This is a genomic window from Tardiphaga sp. GW822-FHT04G09 (assembly GCF_058800725.1).
Genome location: NZ_JBXAMO010000018.1, coordinates 23,173 through 45,124 on the forward strand (window position 1 = coordinate 23,173; position 21,952 = coordinate 45,124).

Annotated in this window: 18 protein-coding genes; 16 read left to right on the top strand and 2 right to left on the bottom strand. The window is 61.6% G+C overall.

Features of this window, described 5'->3' with window-relative positions; translation table 11 throughout:
- Nucleotides 1-112: 112 nt before the first annotated feature.
- From AC1RLZ_RS23920 to AC1RLZ_RS23955, 8 genes are all read left to right on the top strand, one after another.
- Nucleotides 113-991 carry a branched-chain amino acid ABC transporter permease gene (locus AC1RLZ_RS23920; protein WP_493190632.1) on the top strand — a complete coding sequence of 293 codons (879 nt, stop codon included), beginning with the start codon at nt 113-115 and terminating at the stop codon, nt 989-991.
- Nucleotides 992-1,001: 10 nt separating this feature from the next.
- Complete coding sequence (locus tag AC1RLZ_RS23925; protein ID WP_493190633.1) at nt 1,002-3,521, top strand: branched-chain amino acid ABC transporter ATP-binding protein/permease; 2,520 nt, start codon at nt 1,002-1,004, stop codon at nt 3,519-3,521.
- 8 nt (nt 3,522-3,529) lie between these two features.
- On the top strand, nt 3,530-4,477 hold the full coding sequence (locus tag AC1RLZ_RS23930) for a 3-hydroxyacyl-CoA dehydrogenase (protein ID WP_493190634.1): 948 nt from the start codon (nt 3,530-3,532) through the stop codon (nt 4,475-4,477).
- 35 nt (nt 4,478-4,512) lie between these two features.
- Nucleotides 4,513-5,436, top strand: a complete 924-nt coding sequence (gene kce, locus AC1RLZ_RS23935) for a 3,5-dioxohexanoate:acetyl-CoA acetone transferase (RefSeq protein ID WP_371420183.1) — start codon at nt 4,513-4,515, stop codon at nt 5,434-5,436.
- 260 nt (nt 5,437-5,696) lie between these two features.
- On the top strand, nt 5,697-6,071 hold the full coding sequence (locus tag AC1RLZ_RS23940) for a hypothetical protein (protein ID WP_493190635.1): 375 nt from the start codon (nt 5,697-5,699) through the stop codon (nt 6,069-6,071).
- Nucleotides 6,072-6,171: 100 nt separating this feature from the next.
- A complete protein-coding gene (locus AC1RLZ_RS23945) occupies nt 6,172-6,579 on the top strand; it encodes a FixH family protein (RefSeq protein ID WP_493190636.1) in 408 nt (135 codons plus the stop codon).
- Complete coding sequence (locus AC1RLZ_RS23950; protein ID WP_493190637.1) at nt 6,576-7,970, top strand: efflux RND transporter periplasmic adaptor subunit; 1,395 nt, start codon at nt 6,576-6,578, stop codon at nt 7,968-7,970. Before AC1RLZ_RS23945 ends, AC1RLZ_RS23950 begins: the two co-directional genes overlap by 4 nt.
- Nucleotides 7,967-11,122 (top strand): efflux RND transporter permease subunit, encoded by a 3,156-nt coding sequence (locus AC1RLZ_RS23955; protein WP_493190638.1) that lies wholly within the window; start codon nt 7,967-7,969, stop codon nt 11,120-11,122. The genes AC1RLZ_RS23950 and AC1RLZ_RS23955 overlap by 4 nt, the downstream gene beginning before the upstream one ends.
- A gap of 78 nt (nt 11,123-11,200) precedes the next feature.
- On the opposite strand, the gene AC1RLZ_RS23960 is transcribed toward AC1RLZ_RS23955, so the two are convergent.
- Nucleotides 11,201-12,751 carry a methyltransferase domain-containing protein gene (locus AC1RLZ_RS23960; RefSeq protein WP_493190639.1) on the bottom strand — a complete coding sequence of 517 codons (1,551 nt, stop codon included), beginning with the start codon at nt 12,749-12,751 and terminating at the stop codon, nt 11,201-11,203.
- 229 nt (nt 12,752-12,980) lie between these two features.
- On the opposite strand from AC1RLZ_RS23960, the gene AC1RLZ_RS23965 reads away from it, so the two are divergent.
- From AC1RLZ_RS23965 to AC1RLZ_RS23975, 3 genes are all read left to right on the top strand, one after another.
- Nucleotides 12,981-13,217, top strand: coding sequence for a ribbon-helix-helix domain-containing protein (locus AC1RLZ_RS23965; protein WP_371420181.1), 237 nt, complete (start codon nt 12,981-12,983; stop codon nt 13,215-13,217).
- 94 nt (nt 13,218-13,311) lie between these two features.
- On the top strand, nt 13,312-14,568 hold the full coding sequence (locus AC1RLZ_RS23970) for an aminopeptidase (RefSeq protein WP_493190640.1): 1,257 nt from the start codon (nt 13,312-13,314) through the stop codon (nt 14,566-14,568).
- A 51-nt stretch (nt 14,569-14,619) separates the two neighbouring features.
- A complete protein-coding gene (locus tag AC1RLZ_RS23975) occupies nt 14,620-15,582 on the top strand; it encodes a GlxA family transcriptional regulator (protein ID WP_493190641.1) in 963 nt (320 codons plus the stop codon).
- A 57-nt stretch (nt 15,583-15,639) separates the two neighbouring features.
- On the opposite strand, the gene AC1RLZ_RS23980 is transcribed toward AC1RLZ_RS23975, so the two are convergent.
- Nucleotides 15,640-16,308, bottom strand: coding sequence for a helix-turn-helix domain-containing protein (locus AC1RLZ_RS23980; RefSeq protein ID WP_493190642.1), 669 nt, complete (start codon nt 16,306-16,308; stop codon nt 15,640-15,642).
- A 136-nt stretch (nt 16,309-16,444) separates the two neighbouring features.
- Between AC1RLZ_RS23980 and AC1RLZ_RS23985 the strand changes: the two genes are divergently transcribed.
- The 5 genes from AC1RLZ_RS23985 to AC1RLZ_RS24005 all read left to right on the top strand — a co-directional run bounded on the left by AC1RLZ_RS23985 (nt 16,445) and on the right by AC1RLZ_RS24005 (nt 21,940).
- Entirely contained in the window at nt 16,445-17,338 is an 894-nt protein-coding gene (locus tag AC1RLZ_RS23985; RefSeq protein ID WP_493190643.1) for a class II glutamine amidotransferase, read from the top strand.
- A complete protein-coding gene (locus AC1RLZ_RS23990) occupies nt 17,338-18,024 on the top strand; it encodes a protein glxC (protein WP_493190644.1) in 687 nt (228 codons plus the stop codon). Before AC1RLZ_RS23985 ends, AC1RLZ_RS23990 begins: the two co-directional genes overlap by 1 nt.
- Nucleotides 18,024-19,355, top strand: a complete 1,332-nt coding sequence (locus tag AC1RLZ_RS23995; protein ID WP_093757228.1) for an FMN-binding glutamate synthase family protein — start codon at nt 18,024-18,026, stop codon at nt 19,353-19,355. Before AC1RLZ_RS23990 ends, AC1RLZ_RS23995 begins: the two co-directional genes overlap by 1 nt.
- 36 nt (nt 19,356-19,391) lie before the next feature.
- Nucleotides 19,392-20,696: a type III glutamate--ammonia ligase gene (gene glnT / locus AC1RLZ_RS24000; RefSeq protein ID WP_493190645.1), complete on the top strand. Its 1,305-nt coding sequence runs from the start codon at nt 19,392-19,394 to the stop codon at nt 20,694-20,696.
- Between the two features lie 92 nt (nt 20,697-20,788).
- A complete protein-coding gene (locus AC1RLZ_RS24005) occupies nt 20,789-21,940 on the top strand; it encodes a DUF3095 domain-containing protein (RefSeq protein WP_493190646.1) in 1,152 nt (383 codons plus the stop codon).
- Nucleotides 21,941-21,952: the final 12 nt, after the last annotated feature.

Consider the following 21,952-nt stretch of genomic DNA (forward strand, 5'->3'; position numbering starts at 1 on the left):
CGGCGTTTCGCCTTCGGGCGAAGCGCCGACATTGTGCTCGCGAAGTTGCTTTCGTCTCGTCCTTCCGACCCCTGTCAGATGCGTGTCAGCGCACGGCTGCGGAGCCCATATCATGTCCGCCATGTTGCTCACCCAGCAGATCCTCAACGGGCTGCTTGATGGTGTCTATTATCTTCTGATTGCGCTCGGCCTGTCGCTGATCTTCTCGCTCGGCGGTATCGTGAACCTCGCGCATGGCGCGTTCTATGCGATCGGTGCCTATCTTACCCTCGTCATTTCGCCTTTTCTCGGCTTCGGTGGTGCATTCGTCGTGGCCCCCGTTGTCGTTGCGCTGTTCGGTGTTGTCATCGAGCGGACGCTGTTCCGGCGCTTCTATCGGTCCGATCCCATTCTCTCGCTGCTGCTGACTTTCGGACTCGCGATGGTCGCCGAACAAGCCTTGCGCATGATCTTCGGCGCGCCGCCTTTGTCCTATTCGATCCCGCCGGGGCTGCGCGGTCAGGTGGCGATTGGAAGCTTCATCTATTCGTTCTATCGCGTGGTGTTGCTCGGCATTGCCGTGGCCTGCGTGGTCGGGCTCTGGGTGTTGCTGCAGAAGACCTCATTTGGCCGGGTCGTCCGGGCCGGCGTGCAAAATCCGGACATGGTTGGAGCGCTCGGCATCTCGCTACAACCCTACATGTCGGTGGTGGCTGCGCTGGGTATCGGTCTTGCGGGACTTGCGGGCGTGTTGCTGGCACCGATCTATTCGATCCATCCGGCGATGGGGCAGGAGATCATCACGCCCGCCTTCGTGGTGGTTGTGATTGGTGGCCTCGGCTCGTTCTGGGGCGTGGTGATCGCTGCGCTGCTGGTCGGATTGGTCAAGGGAGTCATGGTCGGCATCGGTTATTCGGCGGCGTCCACTGCGGCGATCTATCTGCTGATGCTTCTGGTGCTGCTGTTCCGGCCGCGCGGCTTGTTCGGCGAACGCATCATGCGGTTCGAGTAAGGCGATGCCAATGTTGAATCGTCTTCCCGTTTCGTTGCTGATCGCTGGCGTCGGCTTGCTCATCCTGCCGCCGATCCTGCTGGCGCTCGGATTGACCATGACGTCGGCGACGGAGATCGTCGTCTTCGCACTGGCCTGCATGGCTCTGAATATCCTGGTGGGGCACACCGGTCTCGTCTCGTTCGGTCATGGCGCCTGGTTCGGCCTCGCGGCCTATGCTGCAGCGCTGATTCAGCGCAACTTGATGCCGAATTCATTCGTCGGGCCAACGCTGCTCGCGCTTGTCGTGGTGGCCATCACGGCGGCTGCCTTCGGCTATCTGATCTTGCGCCGCCGCGGCGTGTATTTCTCACTGCTGACGCTGGCGCTCGCGGCGATGCTCTACAGCGTCTCGTTCCGCTGGACCGACGTCACCGGTGGCGAGAACGGCCTCGGCGGCATCACCCGGCCGGCACTGCTCGGCTTCGACCTCGACGCCGGTGCGACCTATTACTGGTTCGTGGCGCTGATCGCATACGTCGTGCTCATCCTGCTCTGGCGCTTCCACAATTCGACGCTCGGTTCGGTGCTGGTGGCGATCCGCGAAAACGAACAGCGCGCACGCTTTCTCGGCTATCCCACCAACCGCTACAAGCTGATGGCCTTCGTGCTGTCCGCCACCATCACCGGGCTTGCCGGCGTGCTGCTGCTGTACAAGAATCGCATGACCTCGGCGGATCCAATATCGGTAGCCTTCTCCGGCGAATTGCTGGCCATGGTCGTGATCGGCGGCATGCGCAGCTTCCTTGGGCCGGCGTTGGGCGCACTGTTCTTCATCCTGTTTCGAGAGTTCTTGGGCATCTACTCCGAGAACTGGCTGTTCTGGTTCGGCCTTGTCTTCGTCGGCTTCATCATTTTCTCGCCCACCGGTCTGATCGGCATGGGTGAGCGGTTGATCGCGCCGTTCCGCAAGAAGGTCGAGGAAGATGCCGCGATGTCGGCGCGGCGCATCGAAGTGCTGCCGTTGCCGGAATTCCTGAGACCAAAGTCATCCGTCGATGGAGCTGTGCTTGCTGCCAGCCATATCGTGAAGAGTTTCGGTGGCATCAAGGCGGTGCAGGGTGTCGATATCGCCATCGCCGATCGCACGCTGCATGCGCTGATCGGCCCGAACGGTGCCGGCAAGACCACGGCGTTCAATCTCCTGTCGGGCATGTACAAACCCGATCAAGGCAGCGTGTCGCTGATGGGCGAGTCGATCGCGGGCCACACGCCGGAATCGATCGCCCGTGCCGGAATTGGGCGCTCGTTCCAGATCACCAACCTGTTTCCAGGGCTCAGCGTTGGCGAAAATATCCGCCTGGCCGTGCAGGCCCGACATCCCCGGCGTTTCGATCCCGTGACCAACGCGCTATCGATTAGCGCAATCAACGTGGAGACCGATGCGGTGGTCCGCTATCTCGGTCTCGCCGGAATTGAGAAGGCAGAGGCGGGTATGCTGTCTTACGGCGGCCAACGCCTGCTTGACATGGGCGTCGCGCTGGCCACGGCGCCGCGGGTGCTGCTGCTCGATGAGCCGCTGGCCGGACTTGCTGCTGCCGAACGTGAACGTATCGGCGCGATCATCAAGCGCATCTCCGCCGATCTGCCGGTTCTGCTGGTCGAGCATGATATCGATCGGGTGTTCCAGTTGGCGGACCACGTCACCGTCATGAATGAGGGACGCGTATTGCTGGATGGCTCCGTCGAAGAGGCTCGGTCCAGCCCGAAGGTGCAGGAAGTCTATATCGGATCGGGCACAACGGCTGTGGCTGCGCGTCCGCGTGAGACCGCGGCGGGGGCAAAGCCGCTGCTAACGGTCAAGAATGTCGATACTTTCTATGGCAAGAGCCATATTCTCAACGACGTCAATTTCACCCTGCATGAGAACGAGATCATCGCGCTGCTCGGGCGCAATGGTGCAGGTAAGTCGACCTTGCTCAAGTCGTTGATCGGGATCGCGCCGGCGTCGAATGGCTCTATTCAACTGGCGGGCAGCGAGTTGATCGGCCTGTCGTCTGCGGAAGCCGCACGGCTCGGCATCGGTTACGTACCGCAGGGACGCGCCTTGTTCGCGGGCATGACCGTCGAGCAGAATCTCGAACTTGGTGGTCTCAAGCGGCAGACTGGCAATGGCGTGCATTGGACCCGCGAGCGCATCTACGACTACTTCCCGCGCATTCGTGAGCGTCTCGACAGCCCCGCCGATTATCTGTCAGGCGGCGAGCAGCAGATGGTGGCTGTTGCGCGTGCACTGTCGGGCGATGTCCGCGTCTTGTTGCTGGATGAGCCGTTCGAAGGATTGGCGCCTGCGGTCGTGGAACAGTTGTTCGAAACCTTCGACCGGCTCCGCAAGGAAATTGCCATCATCATCGTCGACCATAATCTCGATCTGGCGCTGGCCCTGTCCGATTCGACGGTGGCGCTGGAACGGGGCAAGGTAATTCATCAGGGGCCGTCGAAGGCCCTGCGTGACGATCTCGATCTGCGCCGCAAGGTGCTGTGGCTGTGAGAACATCAATGACACTGAACAATCGACATGTCGGGATCGTCGGCGTTGGCTTGATCGGACGCGCCTGGGCCGCGATTTTCGCGCGCGCAGGATGGACCGTGCGGCTGACGGATCCTCATCGTCCGACGCTGGATGCTGCGCCCGGGCTCATTCGCGATGAACTGCATGCGCTCGCCCGCCACGGACTGGCCAGCGATCCCGACGGAGCTGCCGGACGCATCTCGATTGCGGGTAGCTTGGCCGACGCCGTGAAGGACGTTGCCTTCGTGCAGGAGAACGGCCCCGAAAATGTCGAACAGAAGATCGCCATTTTCGCTGAGCTTGATCGTCTTGCGCCTCCGGATGCACTGCTTGCATCCTCCACCTCGGCCATCGTCGCCTCTCGCTTCACGGAAGCGCTTCCGGGCCGCGCGCGCTGCCTCGTCGGCCATCCCGTCAACCCGCCGCATCTGGTGCCGCTGGTCGAACTGTGCGGCGCATCCTGGACCTCGCAGGAGACCATCGACCGCGCACGCGAGATCTATCGCGAGATCGGGCAGGTGCCGGTCACCGTCAACCGCGAGATCAATGGTTTCATCCTCAATCGCCTGCAGGGCGCCTTGCTGGCGGAAGCGTTCCGTCTGGTCGGTGAAGGCTATGTCTCTGCGGAGGATCTCGATCACACCGTGAAGGACGGGCTCGGCCTGCGCTGGTCGTTCCTCGGGCCGCTGGAGACCATCGAGCTCAATGCGCCCGGCGGTATCCCCGATTACTGCGCGCGCTATACCGGTTTCTACAAGGAGCTGGCCGCTGCATCGGCGGGACCCGAGGTTTATCAAAGCCCGAATGTCGACCGGGTGATCGCGGCCTGGCCGCATCAGCCCTCGCCCGACAGAATTGCTGCGCTGACGCAACGTCGTAACGAACGCCTCGCTGCACTGGCGGCCCACAAGGCCGCGCAGGGCGGCAAATCCTGACCACACGATTTCTCAACAGCAAGACGGAGACTGACATGAGCCGCAAAGTCATCATTACGTGTGCCGTGACCGGCGCCATCCATACACCCTCGATGTCCAAGGCATTGCCGGTGACGCCGCAGGAAATCGCCGACGCCGCCGTCGACGCGGCGGAAGCGGGCGCCGCCATCGTGCATCTGCACGCACGCAACCCGAAGACCGGGCAACCCGATCAAAGTCCCGAAGCCTTTGCGCCATTCCTGAAGATCATCAAGCAGCGCACGAATGCGGTGATCAATCTGACCACCGGTGGCGCTCCGACCATGACGGTGGACGAGCGTGTACGGCCTGCTGCGGTCTACAAGCCGGAAGTCGCGTCGCTCAACATGGGCTCGATGAATTTCGGCTTCTTCGGGATGCTGAACCGCTTCAAGAAATTCGATCACGACTGGGAATTGAAGCACCTGCAGAACAAGGACATCGTGTTCCGCAACACGTTTCAGGACATCGAATATGTGCTGAAGACGCTGGCCGAGACCGGCACGCGCTTCGAGTTCGAATGCTACGACACCGCGCATCTCTATAACCTGGCCTACTTCCTCGACCAGGGGCTGGTGAAGCCGCCATTGTTTATCCAGACGGTGTTCGGCCTGCAGGGCGGCACCGGTGCGCACCCGGAGGATGTGCTGCACATGAAGCGAACGGCGGATCGCCTGTTCGGTGACAAATACGTATGGTCAGTGCTCGGTGCCGGCCGCAACCAGCTGCCGATCGCAGCGATGGCCGCGGCCATGGGCGGAAATATCCGCGTCGGCCTGGAAGACTCGCTGTGGGCGGCGCCCGGCCGCATGGCTTCGTCCAATGCCGAGCAGGTCACGCTTGCCCGCAAGATCGTCGAAGGGCTGGGCCTCGAGATTGCCACCCCTGACGAGGCGCGTGAGATTCTCGATCTGAAGGGGGGAGACAAGCTGGAGGTTTAATCTCCACCGAGAGTAATGGCGGTGACCATTCGATGGCTGCCGCCATCGCTACCTTCTGGCGCGGCAAGTGGACAGTGACCTGCCGGGCTTTTTTGGAACAAGCTTCGAAGCGCTGATGCCGCAATGTAAGGCAGCGCCTGTCGCGCAGCGGGTATTTCGCCGCCCACCCTGTCGATCAGCAACTGAACACGGCGCTCTAACCATATCGACTCGCTCGCTGGCGAAGTCGTGAACAGGCTGCACTTTTCGATCAGGGCAGGATGTGCGACCTTGGAGCCGTGAAAAGGTCATTTGTCCTTCGTTGTCTGCTCGCGCTGCTCGTGGTGTCCAGTCTGGTCACCGCGCCTCTGGCTGCGCCTGCCGCCGCCACCGTAATGGCGGCGACCGCGATGGGCGATATGGCGGCCGATATGCCGTGCTGCCCGGATATGGCGGGTGACAAGGCGCCCCAGAAGAATGACTGCAAGGACTGCCCGTTGATGACGGTCTGCATCCTCAAGAGCATGCAGGGTGTCCCGGTTGCGGTTGAACGATCCCTGTTTGCGCCGGAGATCTCGATTTTGATGGCGCCTTTGAGCGATGCCTTGGCGGACAGCCTTGGTTCCTCACCTCCCGCACGTCCCCCCCGAAGCTAGGTTGTAGCGGCTCACGCCGTTGTTGCCGCATGGCCAGAGGCCTGCGGCGATACGCATGCCGCCGTCTGGCGGACCCCTAAGCTTAAGAGGAAAACTCAAAATGAAGACGATTAAACTCGCGCGCGCCATGACGGCTGCGTTCACCGGCCTTGCAATGGCAGGCCTCATTTCAACCGCTCGTGCCGACGTCAAGGACTATGAATTCCAGCTCGTCGAGCCTGCCGTCACCGTTGGACCGCAAGCCATGTTCACGGTGCGTCTCCTCAACAAGAAGACCAACAAGCCCGTGCCTGATGCGGTGGTGTTCGCCACCCGTCTCGATATGGCGCCTGATGGCATGGGCGAAATGGCAACCAAGGTGACGCCGTTGAAAGGCACGGAGCCGGGCGCTTACAAGTTCATGGCCAATGTAAGCATGGCCGGTCGCTGGCAACTCTCGCTCGGCGCCAAGGTGCAGGGTGAGACTGGTACCGTAGAAAATAAGCTCGTAATCCTGGCGCAAAAATGAAGCGCGCCTCATTGACGATCGTCATCCTCGCCGCCGTGACGGCGGCGGGGATCGGGGGGCTTTGGCTGATGCGGCCTGACTTGCTGTCGTTCTCCTCAAAGAAAGTGGAGATGGTGCGGCATGTCCGTGCAGGCCAACGGCCGCTCTACTATCAGGACCCTGATGGCAAACCTGCGTATTCGCTGGATGCCAGGTCGACAGCAGGTGGCCGTGTCTATCGGCCGGTCTATTCGAACGAAGACAAAGTGAGTTTTGATGCTGGCGAGGAGAATGAGGTCCCTCAGGCCGGTAAAATCAAGTTCTATCGCAACCCGATGGGTCTGGCGGACACTTCGCCGGTGCCGAAGAAGGATTCGATGGGAATGGACTACATCCCCGTCTATGAGGGCGACGCCACGGACGATGGTTCGGTCCAGCTGACGCCCGGCAAGCTCCAGCGCTCGGGTGTAAAATCTGTCCCCGCCGAGATGCGTGTTATCCGCACGGTGATCCGCGCGCCGGGGACCATCCAGCTCGATGAGCGGCGCGTGTCGGTGATCTCGATGCGCTCGGAAAGTTGGTTGCAGAAAGTATCTGACGTCACCACTGGCAGCCATGTGCGGAAGGACGAGCCGCTGATGGAAATCTACAGTCCGGCCATCACGTCAGCCGCCGCGGAATATTTGGCGGTCAGAGGTTCGGGGTCCGTCAGCGATACGTTGAATGCCGGGTCACGCCAGCGGCTGATGAACCTCAACGTGCCGGAATCTGCCTTGGCTGCAATGGAAAAGGGAAAGATCGCGCCTTTGGCGGTCGTCTGGACCGCGCCACGGGACGGCATTGTGCTTGAACGCAATGCCACCGAGGGCATGCGGGTAGGACCAGGTGATGTGCTGTTCCGGCTGGCAGACACTTCCGTCGTGTGGACGATGATCGATGTGGCGGAGCGCGATTTGTCACTCGTCAAGGCGGGACAGGTTGCCGCGATTACCGCCCGCGGTTTTCCGGGCCGGACTTTCGAAGGAAAAGTTGCGGTGATCTACCCGCAGCTGAACAAGGAGACGCGAACGGTGCGTGTTCGCATCGAGTTGCCGAATGCTGACCTCGCACTGCTGCCGGATATGTATGTCGATGCCGAGATCAATGTCGGCAGTGGTCAAGCGGTGCTTACCGTGCCCGACTCGGCGGTGCTGGATTCCGGCGAGCGCCAGGCCGTATTCGTTGACAGGGGCAATGGCAGGCTTGAACCGCGATCGGTGAAACTTGGCGTGCGGGGAAGGGGCTATACCGAGATCCGTGATGGCGTCGTCGATGGCGAGGCGGTAGTCACTTCCGCCAATTTCCTGATCGATGCGGAAAGCAACCTCAACGCCGCGCTGAAAGGTTACTCTGACGCAGGAAGTCAGCCATGATCGCGCGCCTGATTGCATGGTCCTCGCGAAACATCATGCTGGTGATGGTCGGCGTCGTGTTCGCAGTCGCTGGCGGTTTATACGCGCTTCGCCATCTTCCGCTTGATGCGATTCCCGACCTCTCCGACACCCAGGTGATTGTCTATACCGAATATCCGGGGCAGGCGCCGCAAGTGGTCGAGGACCAGGTCACCTATCCATTGACCACGGCAATGCTGACGGTGCCCAAGTCGAAGGTTGTCCGCGGATTCTCGTTCTTTGGCGTGTCGTTCGTCTACATCATCTTCGAAGATGGCACTGATATCTATTGGGCGCGGTCGCGCGTGCTGGAGTTCCTGAACGGTGCGGCGACACGATTGCCTGCAGGGATTACTCCTTCCCTTGGGCCTGATGCCACGGGGGTGGGGTGGGTCTACCAGTATGCCCTCAAGTCAAAAGATCTGAGTCTCGCCGATACCAGGACTTTACAGGATTGGACCATGCGCTTTGGGCTGGCCAAGGCGGAGGGTGTTGCGGAAGTCGCCCCGGTGGGCGGCTTTGTGCGCCAATACAATGTCGTCCTTGATCCCCTGCGCATGCGCGACCTCGGCATCTCCATGCAAAAGGTGCGCGAGGCCATTCGCGCCAGCAATGCGGATGTCGGCGGGCGGACCGTCGAGCTCTCCGAGTTCGAATATGTCATCCGCGGTCGCGGTTACCTCAAGGGTATCGACGACATCGGTGACGTGGTTCTGAAAAACAATGGCGGCACGCCGGTGCTGGTGCGTGACATCGCACGGGTGGAGCTCGGTCCTGATGAGCGGCGCGGCATCGCCGAGCTTAACGGAGAAGGCGAGGTTGCCAGTGGCATCATATTGCAGCGTTTCGGCTCCAACGCGTTGGATGTCATTGAGAGCGTCAAGAAGCGGATAGCAGAGCTGGCCGGAAGCCTTCCGGCATCGGTCGAAATTATCCCGGTCTATGACCGTTCGGGGCTCATTAATGCCGCCATCGAGACCTTGAAGAGTACGCTGTTCGAGGAAAGCGTGGTTGTCGCGCTGGTGTGTATTGTATTCCTGTTGCATGTCCGCAGTGCGCTGGTCGCTATCCTGATGCTACCGGTGGGCGTCCTGATGGCGTTTGGTGCCATGAAGATGTTGGGGCTGGGCTCCAACATCATGAGTCTCGGCGGAATCGCGATTGCCATCGGTGCGATGGTCGATGCTGCAATCGTCATGATTGAGAATGCGCACAAGCACCTAGAGCGAGCCGGACCGGACAAGAACCGGGCGGATGTATTGATCGAGGCTGCGTCCGAAGTGGGGCCAGCTCTGTTTTTCAGTCTGTTGATTATCACCGTGTCCTTCCTGCCGATCTTCACTCTGGAATCCCAGGAAGGACGACTGTTCAGTCCGCTGGCCTTTACCAAGACGTTTGCAATGGCGGCAGCCGCGATTCTGTCGATCACGCTGGTACCCGCATTGATGATCATCTTTGTAAGGGGGCGGATCGTCCCCGAGCACAAGAACCCCATCAACCGTTTCCTGATCTGGGTCTATCGGCCGCTGATCAAGGGAGTGTTGCAAGCCAAGGGGTTGGTGATCGTCGCTGCGCTGGCGGTCCTGGTCCTGAGTGCCTGGCCCGCCCGCCAACTGGGCTCCGAGTTCATGCCCAACCTCAATGAAGGCACATTGATGTACATGCCGACGACGTTGCCGGGCATTTCGGTGACGAAGGCGGCAGAACTGATGCAGATGCAGGACCGCATCATCAAGTCATTCCCTGAAGTCGAGACTGTCTTCGGCAAGGCGGGGCGCGCGGCGACGGCGACCGATCCCGCGCCAAGCGAAATGTTCGAGACCATCATTGCATTGAAGCCCAAGGAAACATGGCGGCCGGGCGTGACGATCGACAGCCTCACAGCAGAGATGGACAAGGCGCTGCAATTTCCTGGCGTGTCAAACGCGTGGACCATGCCGATCAAGGCACGCATCGATATGCTCTCGACGGGCATCCGCACGCCGGTGGGCGTAAAGGTGATGGGGGCTGACCTTGCAAGCATGGAGAAGACCGCCCGTCAGGTAGAGACGGTGCTCAAGGCGGTTCCTGGAACCTCGTCCGCCTATGCCGAGCGCGTGACCGGTGGCTATTATCTCGATATCGTTCCAGACCGGGCAGCGATGGCGCGTTACGGCATCATGATCCAGGACGTGCAGGATATCATCGGCATGGCGTTGGGGGGGCAGACCGTGACCACGACGGTGGAAGGCCGCCAGCGTTTCGGTGTGAATGTGCGCTATCCGCGTGATCTGCGCGGCGATCCACAGACCATAGCGCGTGATGTGTTGGTGCCGATGCCTTCTGGCGGTGCGGTGCCGCTGGGCGAGATTGCCAAGGTCAGCCTCGCGCGAGGGCCATCTTCCATTCGCACCGAGAACGGCCAGCTCGCGATCTATATCTATGTCGATGTTCGCGAGCGCGACATCGGAAGCTATGTGACTGACGCCCAGGCGGCGGTAAAGGCCAGTGTAGCGTTTCCGCCAGGCACATACGTCACGTGGAGTGGGCAGTATGAATATCTGGAACGGGCCGCGGCCCGGCTCAAGCTGGTGGTGCCACTCACGCTGCTGATCATCTTCCTGCTGCTTTACCTGAACTTCCGTTCCCTGACCGACACGCTCATCGTGATGCTCTCACTGCCGTTCGCCTTGGTCGGTGGGCTCTGGCTGATGTGGTGGCTTGGGTTCAACCTATCCGTTGCGGTGGTCGTGGGGTTCATAGCGTTGGCAGGTGTCGCGGCAGAAACCGGGGTCGTCATGCTGATCTACCTCAACCATGCCCTGGAAGAGGTGAGGGCTGAACGGCTGGCTGCGGGCAAGCCCTTTACGGAGCAAGATCTCTACAGGGCCATCATGCTGGGCGCCGTCGAACGGGTGCGGCCGAAGATGATGACGGTGGTCGCGATCATGGCCGGGCTGCTCCCCATCATGTGGAGCACGGGTACCGGTTCGGAAATCATGCAGCGGATTGCCGTGCCGATGATTGGCGGAATGGTGTCTTCCACCATCCTGACCCTGATTGTGATTCCTGCCATCTATGCCCTGGTGAAGGTCGGCATGACACGACGTTCCGTGGCAATCCACGCGGCAACGGTTGTTCACGGTGAGCGGTAGCGCTCCTGGTGGACGACACTGACCTGTCGGGGCGTTCTGAATACCCGGACCGAGCTTGCCGGCAGAGATCTGGTAGATTTACTGGCGGATCGTTATGGTGGTGAGCTGGCCGTTCTCCGTGCTCGGCCGGCCACGGCGACGGAGCACGTAGAGGGTACCGAGGGCAGGGCGCCCGGCTTCCAGACGCAGCTCGGAATTCTCCTTGCGCACGATCTCGAAGGGCTTTGCGGCGCAGGCTTCGAAATATGTTTCACTATGTGCGAACCTGCCTGACGAGAGCAATGTGAACTCGCCGTGGCCCGCGCGCTCGATGCTCGCTGCGAACAGGCCGCCCGCAGGCAGCACCCGCGCAATCAGGCCGATGAGTTCGTCCAGCCGGCCGAGATAGATCAGAAGATCGGCAGCGAAGACCAGATCGAAGCTACGCGGGCTATCCGCGAGATAGCCCATGACATCGGCCTTGATAAGATCGTGATAGGCGTTCCGCCGTGCGGCGACGGCGAGCATCTTCTCCGACAGGTCGATGCCGGTCAGCCGTGCGCCGAATCGTCCGAGGGGCTCTGCAGCCAGCCCCGTTCCGCAGCCGAGATCGAGGATGGTCGCAAGTGTCGGCTGGCAGGAGGCAATCATGTCGGCGAGTTGCTGCGGCACCTTGTAGCCAAGAACGTCCACAAGCTTGCTGTCGAAGCCCTCGGCGAATTCGTCGAAATGCGCTTCGACATAGGCTGCCGGTGCGCGGTCATGTGTTTGTCCACCGACGGCATCCAGCAAGTAGCGCTGCACGGGATCGTCCGGCTGGCTTTCCAGTCGCAGGCGTCCGACCGTGGCAGCGGCTTCGTGCATGCCGTAAGCGCTGAACAACGCGAACGCAGTGCGCAAGACCTCGTCCAGCGGTTCGGTCTCCGATCCCGCAAGCGTCGGGTAGCGGACGATGGCGCCCTGAATGTCGCCCTCCAGCATCGAAGCAAAGGTATGCGCACGGGCGTAGAGACGCAGCGTCACGCCTTCCAGCGGCACAGAACGGTTTGCCGTTGCCAGGGCATCGGCGCTCTCGCCGAAGCGGCCGGCCATGTAGAAGGCCTGTCCGAGGCAAAGATGCGTGACCGCCTCGATGCCGCCCCAGGATAGCGCGCGTTGCAGATGGGTGATGGCCTGCTCGGGACGGCGGGAGCCGAGATACAGGACGCCTAGACCGAGATGAGCGTCGCCCAGCGAGGCATCGCCCGACAGGGCACGCAGATAGGCCGCTTCAGCATCGTCGATGCGCTGCAGTCGGTAGGCGAGGCTCGCATATTGCAGCCATGTCGTCGCGTGGTCCGGATCGATAGCAAGTGCCCGCCGCGCGCATGCTTCAGCCAGTTCGTCGCGCCCACTCAGCTGGTAGTCCGACGCAAGCTCACGCAAGGCGACAATATCGGTCGGCATCAGGGCAAGCGCGGCAAGCAGCGCTTCGATGGCGATGTCGTTCTGGCCATGCGTGCGGCTAATCGCTGCAAACTGCCGCAACGCAGAGCTTGCGCTGTCGGCCTGCTCGATCAGCAGTGCAAAAGCGGCGTACTCCCGCGTCCAGCGATTGATCTGATCGGCGGCATGCTGGGTGTCGGGGAGTGCGAGCGTGATTGAGTTCATCGAGTCAGTCGGGAATTCTGATGCGGAGTCGTGAGCCATGTTGCTTTTGCTCAATGTGCGCCGCGAAAACAAGGCGACGGTTTATACCGCAGAGGTTGTATTTCGGTTATCAGGTTGCGCGATGCATACTCGTCTAAGGTCGGGTCATCTGATCTGTTGCCGCCAGTTCCAATCCGTATAAGCTGTCTGGAAAGTAAAACGACCACTGGGCGGAAATGGAGAAGGCGCGGTGAAATCACCCGTCGTAAAGCGATCGATAGTTGTCGCCGGACACAAGACGAGCGTCAGCCTCGAAGAGGCATTCTGGACGGCCTTGAAGGAGATCGCCGGGATACGCCGGATGACGATGTCGCAGCTCGTGGGGGAGATCGACAAGAACCGCCAACAGAACAACCTGTCCTCGGCAATCAGGCTTTACGCGCTGGCCCATTATCGGGCCCTCGTCCCGCAGTCCGCGCCGTCATAGGCGGCCGGCAAGCCCTGCAGCGGACCGGCTGGCGGCAAGGCGCATCTGCGCCTACATTCGGTCCAGCCACTTCCACACCAGTCAGGGCCTCTGCATGACCGTTCATCAGCGCAATATGTCCACTCCTATCGATCCCGTGAAGCTCGACCGTCTGGCCGAAGTCGCCGTGAAAGTCGGGCTGCAACTGGCACCCGGGCAGGATCTGCTGCTGACCGGCCCCGCCGCGGCGCTGCCGCTGGTACGCAAGATTGCCGAGCACGCCTACAAGGCGGGTGCAGGTCTGGTGACGCCGTTTTTCTCCGATGAAGAGATGACGCTGGCGCGCTATCGCTACGGCCATGATCTGTCGTTCGACCGCGCAGCCGGCTGGCTTTATGAGGGCATGGCCAAGGCCCTCGGCAACAATACCGCGCGCCTCGCCATCGTCGGCGACAATCCGATGCTGCTGTCCAACGAAGACCCCGCCAAGGTGTCGCGTGCCAGCAAGGCCAATTCCATCGCCTATCAGCCCGCGCTGCAGAAGATCGCAGGCTTCGACATCAACTGGAACATCATTGCCTATCCCACGCTGTCCTGGGCCAAGCAGGTGTTTCCCGGTGATGAGGACGACATTGCGGTGCAGAAGCTTGCGGATGCGATCTTCGCTGCATCCCGCGTCGACAATGCCGATCCCATTGCCGCCTGGGCGAGTCACAATGCCGCGCTGCGCAGCCGCACCGCATGGCTGAACGGCCAGCGATTCCATGCGCTGCATTTCACCGGGCCGGGCACCGATCTCGTGGTGGGTCTTGCCGATGGTCATGAGTGGGAAGGCGGCGCATCGACCGCCAAGAATGGCATCATCTGCAATGCCAATATTCCGACCGAGGAAGTCTTCACCACGCCGCATGCCGCGCGCGTCAATGGCCATGTGCGTTCGACCAAGCCGCTATCCTATCAGGGCACGCTGATCGACGACATTGCGGTGCGCTTCGAGGGCGGTAAGATCGTCGAGGCCAGGGCCTCACGCGGCGAGGAAGTGCTCAACAAGGTGCTCGACACCGACGAAGGCGCGCGCCGGCTCGGCGAAGTGGCGCTGGTGCCGCATTCGTCGCCGATCTCGGCCAGCGGATTGCTTTTCTACAACACGCTGTTCGACGAGAATGCCGCCTGCCACATCGCACTCGGCCAGTGCTATTCGAAGTGCTTCGTCAATGGCGACGACCTCACGCCCGAGCAGATCGCGGCGCAGGGTGGCAACAAGAGCTTCATCCATATCGACTGGATGATCGGCTCCGGCGAGATCGACATCGACGGCGTCCACAGCGATGGCCGCCGCGTGCCGGTGTTCCGCAAGGGCGAGTGGGCCTAACGCCCAAGCATTCATGATCTGAACCGGCGCGGATATTGAGTCCCAGAACTTATGGCCCAGCCCCACCGCGTCGGTTTCCTCCTGATCGACGGCTTCGCGCTGATGTCCTTTGCGTCGGCGATCGAGCCGCTGCGCGCGGCCAATGTCCTGGCGGGCAAGAAACTCTATCAGTGGCTGCATATTTCCACCGGCGCCGAGGCTATCCTAGCGTCGAGCGGACTGTCGGTGGCGTCGGACCACACCATCGCTGACAACGTGCGTTACGACACGGTGCTGGTGTGCGCCGGGGGCAATCCCGCGAGTTTCGATGATGCCAAGACGCTGGCGTGGCTGCGTCGCCTCGCGCGCTCGGGCTGCGCGATTGGCGGCGTGTCGGGTGGGCCGTTCATTCTGGCCAAGGCCGGCATTCTTGATGACATGCGCTGCACGATCCACTGGGAACATCTCGACGCCTTCATCGAAGCGTTTCCGGATATCGAGCCGACACGCACTTTGTTCGAGATCGACCGCAACCGGCTGACCTGCGCCGGCGGCGTTGCGGCGCTGGACATGATGCACGCGATCATTCGCCGGGATCATGGTCAGGCGCTGGCAGCGAAAGTCAGCGACTGGTTTCTGCAGACGGCCGTACGGCTCGGCGACGACAACCAGCGTATCTCACTGCGTGAACGCCTGGGCACCAGCAATCGCGCCGTGCTGTCGGCCATCACGGCGATGGAGCGACGGCTGGCCAGTCCCGCGCCGCGCGATGAACTCGCTAAAGCTGCGGGCGTCTCCGTGCGCCAGCTCGAGCGGCTGTTCACCACGCATCTCGGTGTCACCATCGAGCAGCATTACCTGACGCTGCGCCTCGCCAAGGCGCGGGCACTGTTGCGTCAGACCGGCATGCCGGTGGTCGAGGTTGGTGCGGAATGCGGCTTCGCCAGCGCCAGCCACTTCGCGCGGGTGTATCGGCGGGCGTTCGATGTGGCGCCGTCGCAGGATCGGATGGGGAAGACGGAGTACAAACGCTAGCTCCGATCCTAACCTCTCCCCGCAAGCGGGGAGAGGTTAGGAAAGCTCACCTCTCGCTCAACTTCTCCGCGGATAAATGATCACCGACAAATAAGTCATCGGCGCCTTCACCAGTTCTTCCGGTCCGTGCCGCGCGGCAGCGTCGAAGAACAGCGTGTCGCCGGGCTCCATCAGATAGGTCTGGTCGGCATGGCGATAACGCACCTTGCCTGTCAGCATGTAGATCATCTCGACCCCCGCATGGCGGAAGTTGCTATAGGCTTCGGCGTCCTCGTTGAGCGTGATCAGATAGGGCTCGACGCCGAGGTCGCCGATCGAATGTCCCAGCAGTTGATAGTTGTGGCCGGACTTGGTGCCGCGGCGTTCGATCTTGACGCCGGCACCTGCCTTCACGAAGGAGCAGTCGCGCTGCTCTTCGGTCTCGCGGAAAAACCGACTGATCGGAACGTTCAACGCCTTTGACAATGCGTTCAACGTCCCCAACGATGCCGAGATACTGCCGGTCTCGATCTTCGACAGCATGCCGGTGGAGATGCCCGCCGACGTGCTGAGTTCGGCCACCGTCAGCTCCAGATCCTTGCGGAGCTGGCGCACCTCGTTGCCGATCTTGGATTCCAGCGAGCCGCCGGCTTCCAGCGGCGCATTCGAGCCGGTGCGCAAGTCCTCCAGCTTTGGCCGCGCGGGCGATGATTTTGGCTTTGTCGGATGTTTGGCTTTCGCTTTCACGGTGGCGTTTCCTGCATGCGTTGATTTCCCGACAATAGCGATATTTCCTGTCAGGAAAACTATTTTCTCTGTGGTTGACATGACGGTTTTGTTTCGGGCAAGCTTTGCTCCGAGTTCAACACGCGAGACGCGAGCCATGTGCGGCATTGCCGGTTTGTTTCTGAAAGATACCAAGCTCGCACCGGAGCTCGGCGGCCTGCTGTCCGGCATGCTCGAAGCGCTGAGCGATCGCGGTCCGGATTCCGCGGGCTTCGCGGTTTATGGCGATGGCGAGGCCGGCCAGATCAAGTTGACGCTGCGCGCCGCGCCATCATTCGATTTCGCCGGCCTGATGGCGACACTCGGCAAAGGCGCCGGTGCGCCTCTGTCCTATCAGGTGCATGACACGCATGCTGTCCTGAGCATTCCCGTTGCGAAAGAGGCTGCGGTGGTCGCAGCACTCGTGGGCACCGAAGATGTCGATATGGTCGCGCGCGGCAGGCGCATGGCCGTATTCAAGGAAGTCGGCCTGCCTGCCGACGTTGCCAGACGTTTCGGCCTGGACTCGATGGCCGGCACCCATGCCGTCGGCCACACCCGCATGGCGACGGAATCGGCGGTGACCACCAATGGCGCGCATCCCTTCACCACGGGCACCGATCAATGCCTCGTGCATAACGGCTCGCTGTCGAATCACAATGATGTCCGCCGCGAGCTGATCCGTCAGGGCATGACGTTCCGCACCGAAAACGACTCCGAAGTTGCCGCCGGCTATATCTCGTCGCAGATGGCCGCCGGTGCGTCGTTGCAGGATGCGATGACATCGTCATTGTCTGCGCTCGATGGCTTCTACACATTCGTCATCGGCACCGAGACGGGCTTCGGCGTGCTGCGTGATCCCATTGCCTGCAAGCCTGCTGTGATGGCCGAGACGGATCGCTGGGTTGCGTTCGGTACCGAGTATCGGGCACTTGTCGATCTGCCGGGCATCGATGGTGCAAAAGTCTGGGAGCCCGAACCGGCCCGCGTCTATCTGTGGGAGCGGCACTGATGCCTGCGATCGATCTCGCTTCGTCGCCGCTGCGCGACCTCAACAGCGCGCTGCATGCGCTGACGCCCAACACCAACGAGACGCATTGGACCGTCAGCAACCCGCGCGGCCAGCATAATATCGCCGTGGGTCTCGATTTCCCGGTCGAGATCGAGATCGATGGACATGTCGGCTATTACTGTGCCGGCATGAACAAGCAGGCGCGCGTCACCGTGCGCGGCAATGCCGGGCAGGGCGTTGCCGAGAACATGATGTCCGGTCGTGTCCATGTCACCGGCGATGCCTCGCAGGCGGCGGGCGCCAGCGGCAATGGCGGTTTGCTGGTCATCGACGGCAATGCATCCGCGCGCTGCGGCATTTCGATGAAGGGCATCGATATCGTCGTCAAGGGCTCGGTCGGCCATCTCTCGGCCTTCATGGCGCAGGCCGGCAAGCTCGTGGTGCTCGGCGATGCCGGCGAGGCGCTCGGCGACTCCATTTATGAAGCGCAGCTCTTCGTGCGCGGCACGGTCACGAGCCTTGGTGCGGATTGCATCGAGAAACCGCTCAGGGACGAACACAAGGTTGAGCTGAAGAAGCTGCTGGATGAGGCGGGCATCGAAGGCGTCAGCCCCGACGAGTTCAAGCGCTACGGCTCGGCGCGCAAGCTCTATCATTTCCATATCGACAACGTCGGATCATACTGATGAGCGCGCAAGACCGCTGGATCCACACGCCGCCGCGCAAGTCCGCGACCTTCGATGACGCTGCGATTGCGGAAATCCGCCGTGCCGCCGCGACCGGCATTTATGACATTCGCGGCGCCGGCGCCAAGCGCAAGCTGCCGCATTTCGACGACCTCTTGTTTCTCGGCGCCTCGATCAGCCGCTATCCGCTTGAAGGCTACCGCGAGAAATGCGCCACGGATGTCGTGATCGGCGCACGCTTCGCCAAGAAGCCGATTCATCTGAAGATTCCGATCACCATCGCCGGCATGAGCTTCGGTGCGCTGTCGGGGCCCGCCAAGGAAGCGCTCGGCCGTGGGGCATCGGCGGTTGGCACCTCAACCACCACGGGCGACGGCGGCATGACGCCGGAAGAACGTGGTCATTCCGATCTGCTGGTCTATCAGGTGCTACCGTCGCGTTACGGCATGAACCCGGACGACTTGCGCAAGGCCGATGCGATCGAAGTTGTGGTCGGCCAGGGCGCCAAGCCCGGCGGCGGCGGCATGCTGCTCGGCCAGAAGATTACCGAGCGCGTTGCTGGCATGCGCCGTTTGCCGGTTGGGATCGATCAGCGCTCGGCGTGCCGGCACCCGGACTGGACCGGCCCTGACGATCTGGAGATCAAGATCCAGGAATTGCGCGAGATCACCGACTGGCAGATCCCAATCTATGTGAAGGTCGGTGCCTCTCGCCCGTATTACGACATCGCGCTTGCGGTGAAGTCCGGCGCCGATGCCATCGTGCTCGACGGCATGCAGGGCGGCACGGCTGCGACGCAGGATGTGTTTATCGAGAATGTCGGACTTCCCACTATGTGCGCGATCCCGCCGGCCGTGAAGGCGCTGCAGGATCTGGGCATGCATCGCAAGGTGCAGCTCATCGTCTCCGGTGGCATCCGCAACGGTGCCGATGTCGCCAAGTGTCTCGCGCTTGGTGCCGACGCCGTGGCGATCGGCACGGCGGCATTGATCGCACTCGGCGATAACGATCCGGCGCTCGAAGCCGAATACCAGAAGCTTGGTACCACAGCAGGCGCCTATGACGACTGGCATGAAGGGCGCGATCCTGCCGGCATCACCACGCAGGACCCGCTGCTCGCGGCGCGCCTCGATCCCGTCATCGCGGGCCGCAAGCTCGCCAACTATCTCTCGGTGATGACGCTGGAAGCGCAGACCATCGCGCGCGCCTGCGGCAAGAGCCACGTCCACAATCTCGAACCGGAAGATCTGGTGGCGCTGACAATGGAGTCAGCGGCCATGGCGAGGGTCCCTCTCGCCGGAACGAACTGGATTCCCGGCAGCAATATCTAACAGGCCGTAATGGCTGGTTTACTTTCGGAGATGTCAATGGCGACCTGGACCGAACTAGCCAAACAACACGACCTCAAATACTTCCTCATCGCCTTCGTCGACCTGTTCGGCGGCATGCGCGCCAAGCTGGTGCCGGCGACAGCGATGGATAGTGTCGCGAAATCCGGCGCGGGCTTTGCCGGTTTCGCCGCGTGGTTCGACATGACGCCGGCCGATCCGGATGTCCTCGTCATGCCGGATAAGGAGACGCTGACGCTGCTGCCCTGGAAGCCAGGCGTCGCCTGGGTCACGGGCGATCTCTATATGGGCGGCAAGCCGGTCGCGCAGAACCCGCGCCAGGTTTTGAAGGGCCTGATTGCCAAGGCCGCCGAGCAGGGTGTCGAACTCAAGACCGGCGTCGAATGTGAATACTTCCTGATCTCGCCGGATGGCAGCGCGATTTCCGATCCCGCCGATCAGCAGGCCAAGCCGTGCTACGACCAGCAGGCGCTGATGCGCCGCTACGAGATCGTCGCCGAGATCTGCGACGCGATGATTTCGCTGGGCTGGAAGCCCTATCAGAACGACCACGAAGACGCCAATGGACAGTTCGAGATGAACTGGGAGTTCGACACCGCACTCAAGACCGCCGATCGCCACGCCTTCTTCAAATTCATGGTGAAGTCGATTGCAGAGAAGCACGGCTACAAGGCGACCTTCATGCCGAAGCCCTTCGCCAATCTCACCGGTAATGGCTGCCACGTCCATGCGTCGCTGTGGTCGATCAAAGATGGTTCGAATGTCTTCGAGGATGAGAACGGCGAGCTGGGCTTGTCGAAAACCGCCTATCACTTCATCGGCGGTCTCGTGCACTCAGCCGAAGCTGTCTGCGCCATTACCAATCCCACCGTGAATTCCTACAAGCGCATCAATGCGCCGCGTACATTGTCCGGCGCGACCTGGTCGCCGAACACCGTGACCCATGGTGGCAATAATCGCACGCATATGATCCGCATTCCCGATGCCGGCCGGTTTGAATTCCGGCTGCCCGATGGTGCGGTGAATCCGTATCTCCTTCCGGCCGCTCTGCTTGCCGCCGGTCTCGACGGCATGGCCAACAGCCGCGATCCCGGTCCGCGGCTCGACATCAACATGTATACCGAGCGCGACGCGACCACGAAGGTGAAGCAACTGCCGCTGAACCTGCTCGACGCCCTGCGCGCGCTCGAAGCATCCGAGGTGTTGAAGGCGCAGCTCGGCGCGGTCGTGGTCGGGTCATACCTCAAGCTCAAGCATAGCGACTGGAATGAGCACTGCCGTCAGCTCACCGAGTGGGAGCGGCAGACGACGTTGGACTGCTGATATCGCGCGTCCCTCGAAATTGCGTGCTATGAGTCCGGCTTCAGGAGCGTCATTGGAGTGACGCAACGTTGCCGCAGGATCATTTTCACACCATGGCGACCGGCGTCAGTGCGTTTTACGACGGCATTTCAATATTTTACAGTTTCGACCGGGTGATGGACCCGGCGCTCTACGCGGCTTTGCCGGATGACTGGATCATCGGCGTTGCCGATATTGTCGAATCGACCAAAGCCATTGCCGAGCAACGCTACAAGGCCGTCAACATGGCTGGCGCCGCCGTCATCGCGGCCGTGACCAATGCGCTGGACGGCCGCGAATTCCCCTTCGTGTTCGGCGGCGATGGCGCGAGCTTCGCGGTCTCGCCGGACGATCTCGATCGCGCCAGTGGGGCTTTGGCGGCGACGGCCACCTGGGTGAATCACGATCTCGATCTCGTGATGCGCGTGGCCCTGGTCCCGATCAAGGACATCCGTGCGCAGGGGCTGGATGTGCGCGTGGCGCGCTTCGGTCCATCGAAGAACGTGTCCTATGCGATGTTTTCCGGTGGCGGACTGGGCTGGGCGGAGGCCGCGATGAAGCGCGGTGAATTCGCGGTGACGCCTGCACCTGTCGGGACCTATCCCGATCTCTCCGGGCTCTCATGCCGCTTCGAGGAAATTCCATCGGCGCACGGTTTGATCCTTTCGGTGCTGGTAACGGCTGCAGCGGGCGCCGACACATCCGCATTTCGTCGCGTTATCGAAGACATCATCGCTCTGGTCGAACGCAGTCCAGATGCGGCCCGTCCCGTGCCTGCCGGTGGCCCAGCGCTGAGGTGGCCGCCCGCCGGGTTGGGCTATGAAATTCGGGCCGGCCGCGGCGCGAAATCGCTGGCACGCTTTCGTATCTGGGTGACGGCGCGAACGCTGTTTGCCTTTGTGTTGATGCGTTTTGGTATCAGCGTCGGCGGCTTCGTGCCCAAGACCTATGTGCAGCAGTTGGTCGAGAACTCGGATTTTCGCAAATACGACGATAGCCTGCGCATGATCCTGGACTGTACGCCCGATCTCGAACGCGCGCTGGAGCGGCGTCTTGTAGCAGCCGCCTCGGAAGGAACCGCACGCTATGGTTTGCACCGGCAGGATGCTGCGATGATGACGTGTTTCACACCGTCAGCTATTCGCAGCGATCACGTACATTTCATCGATGGAGCGCGCGGTGGTTATGCCTCGGCGGCCAGTGCGTTGAAGGCCATGTCGGTCTAGAAAACAGCCTGA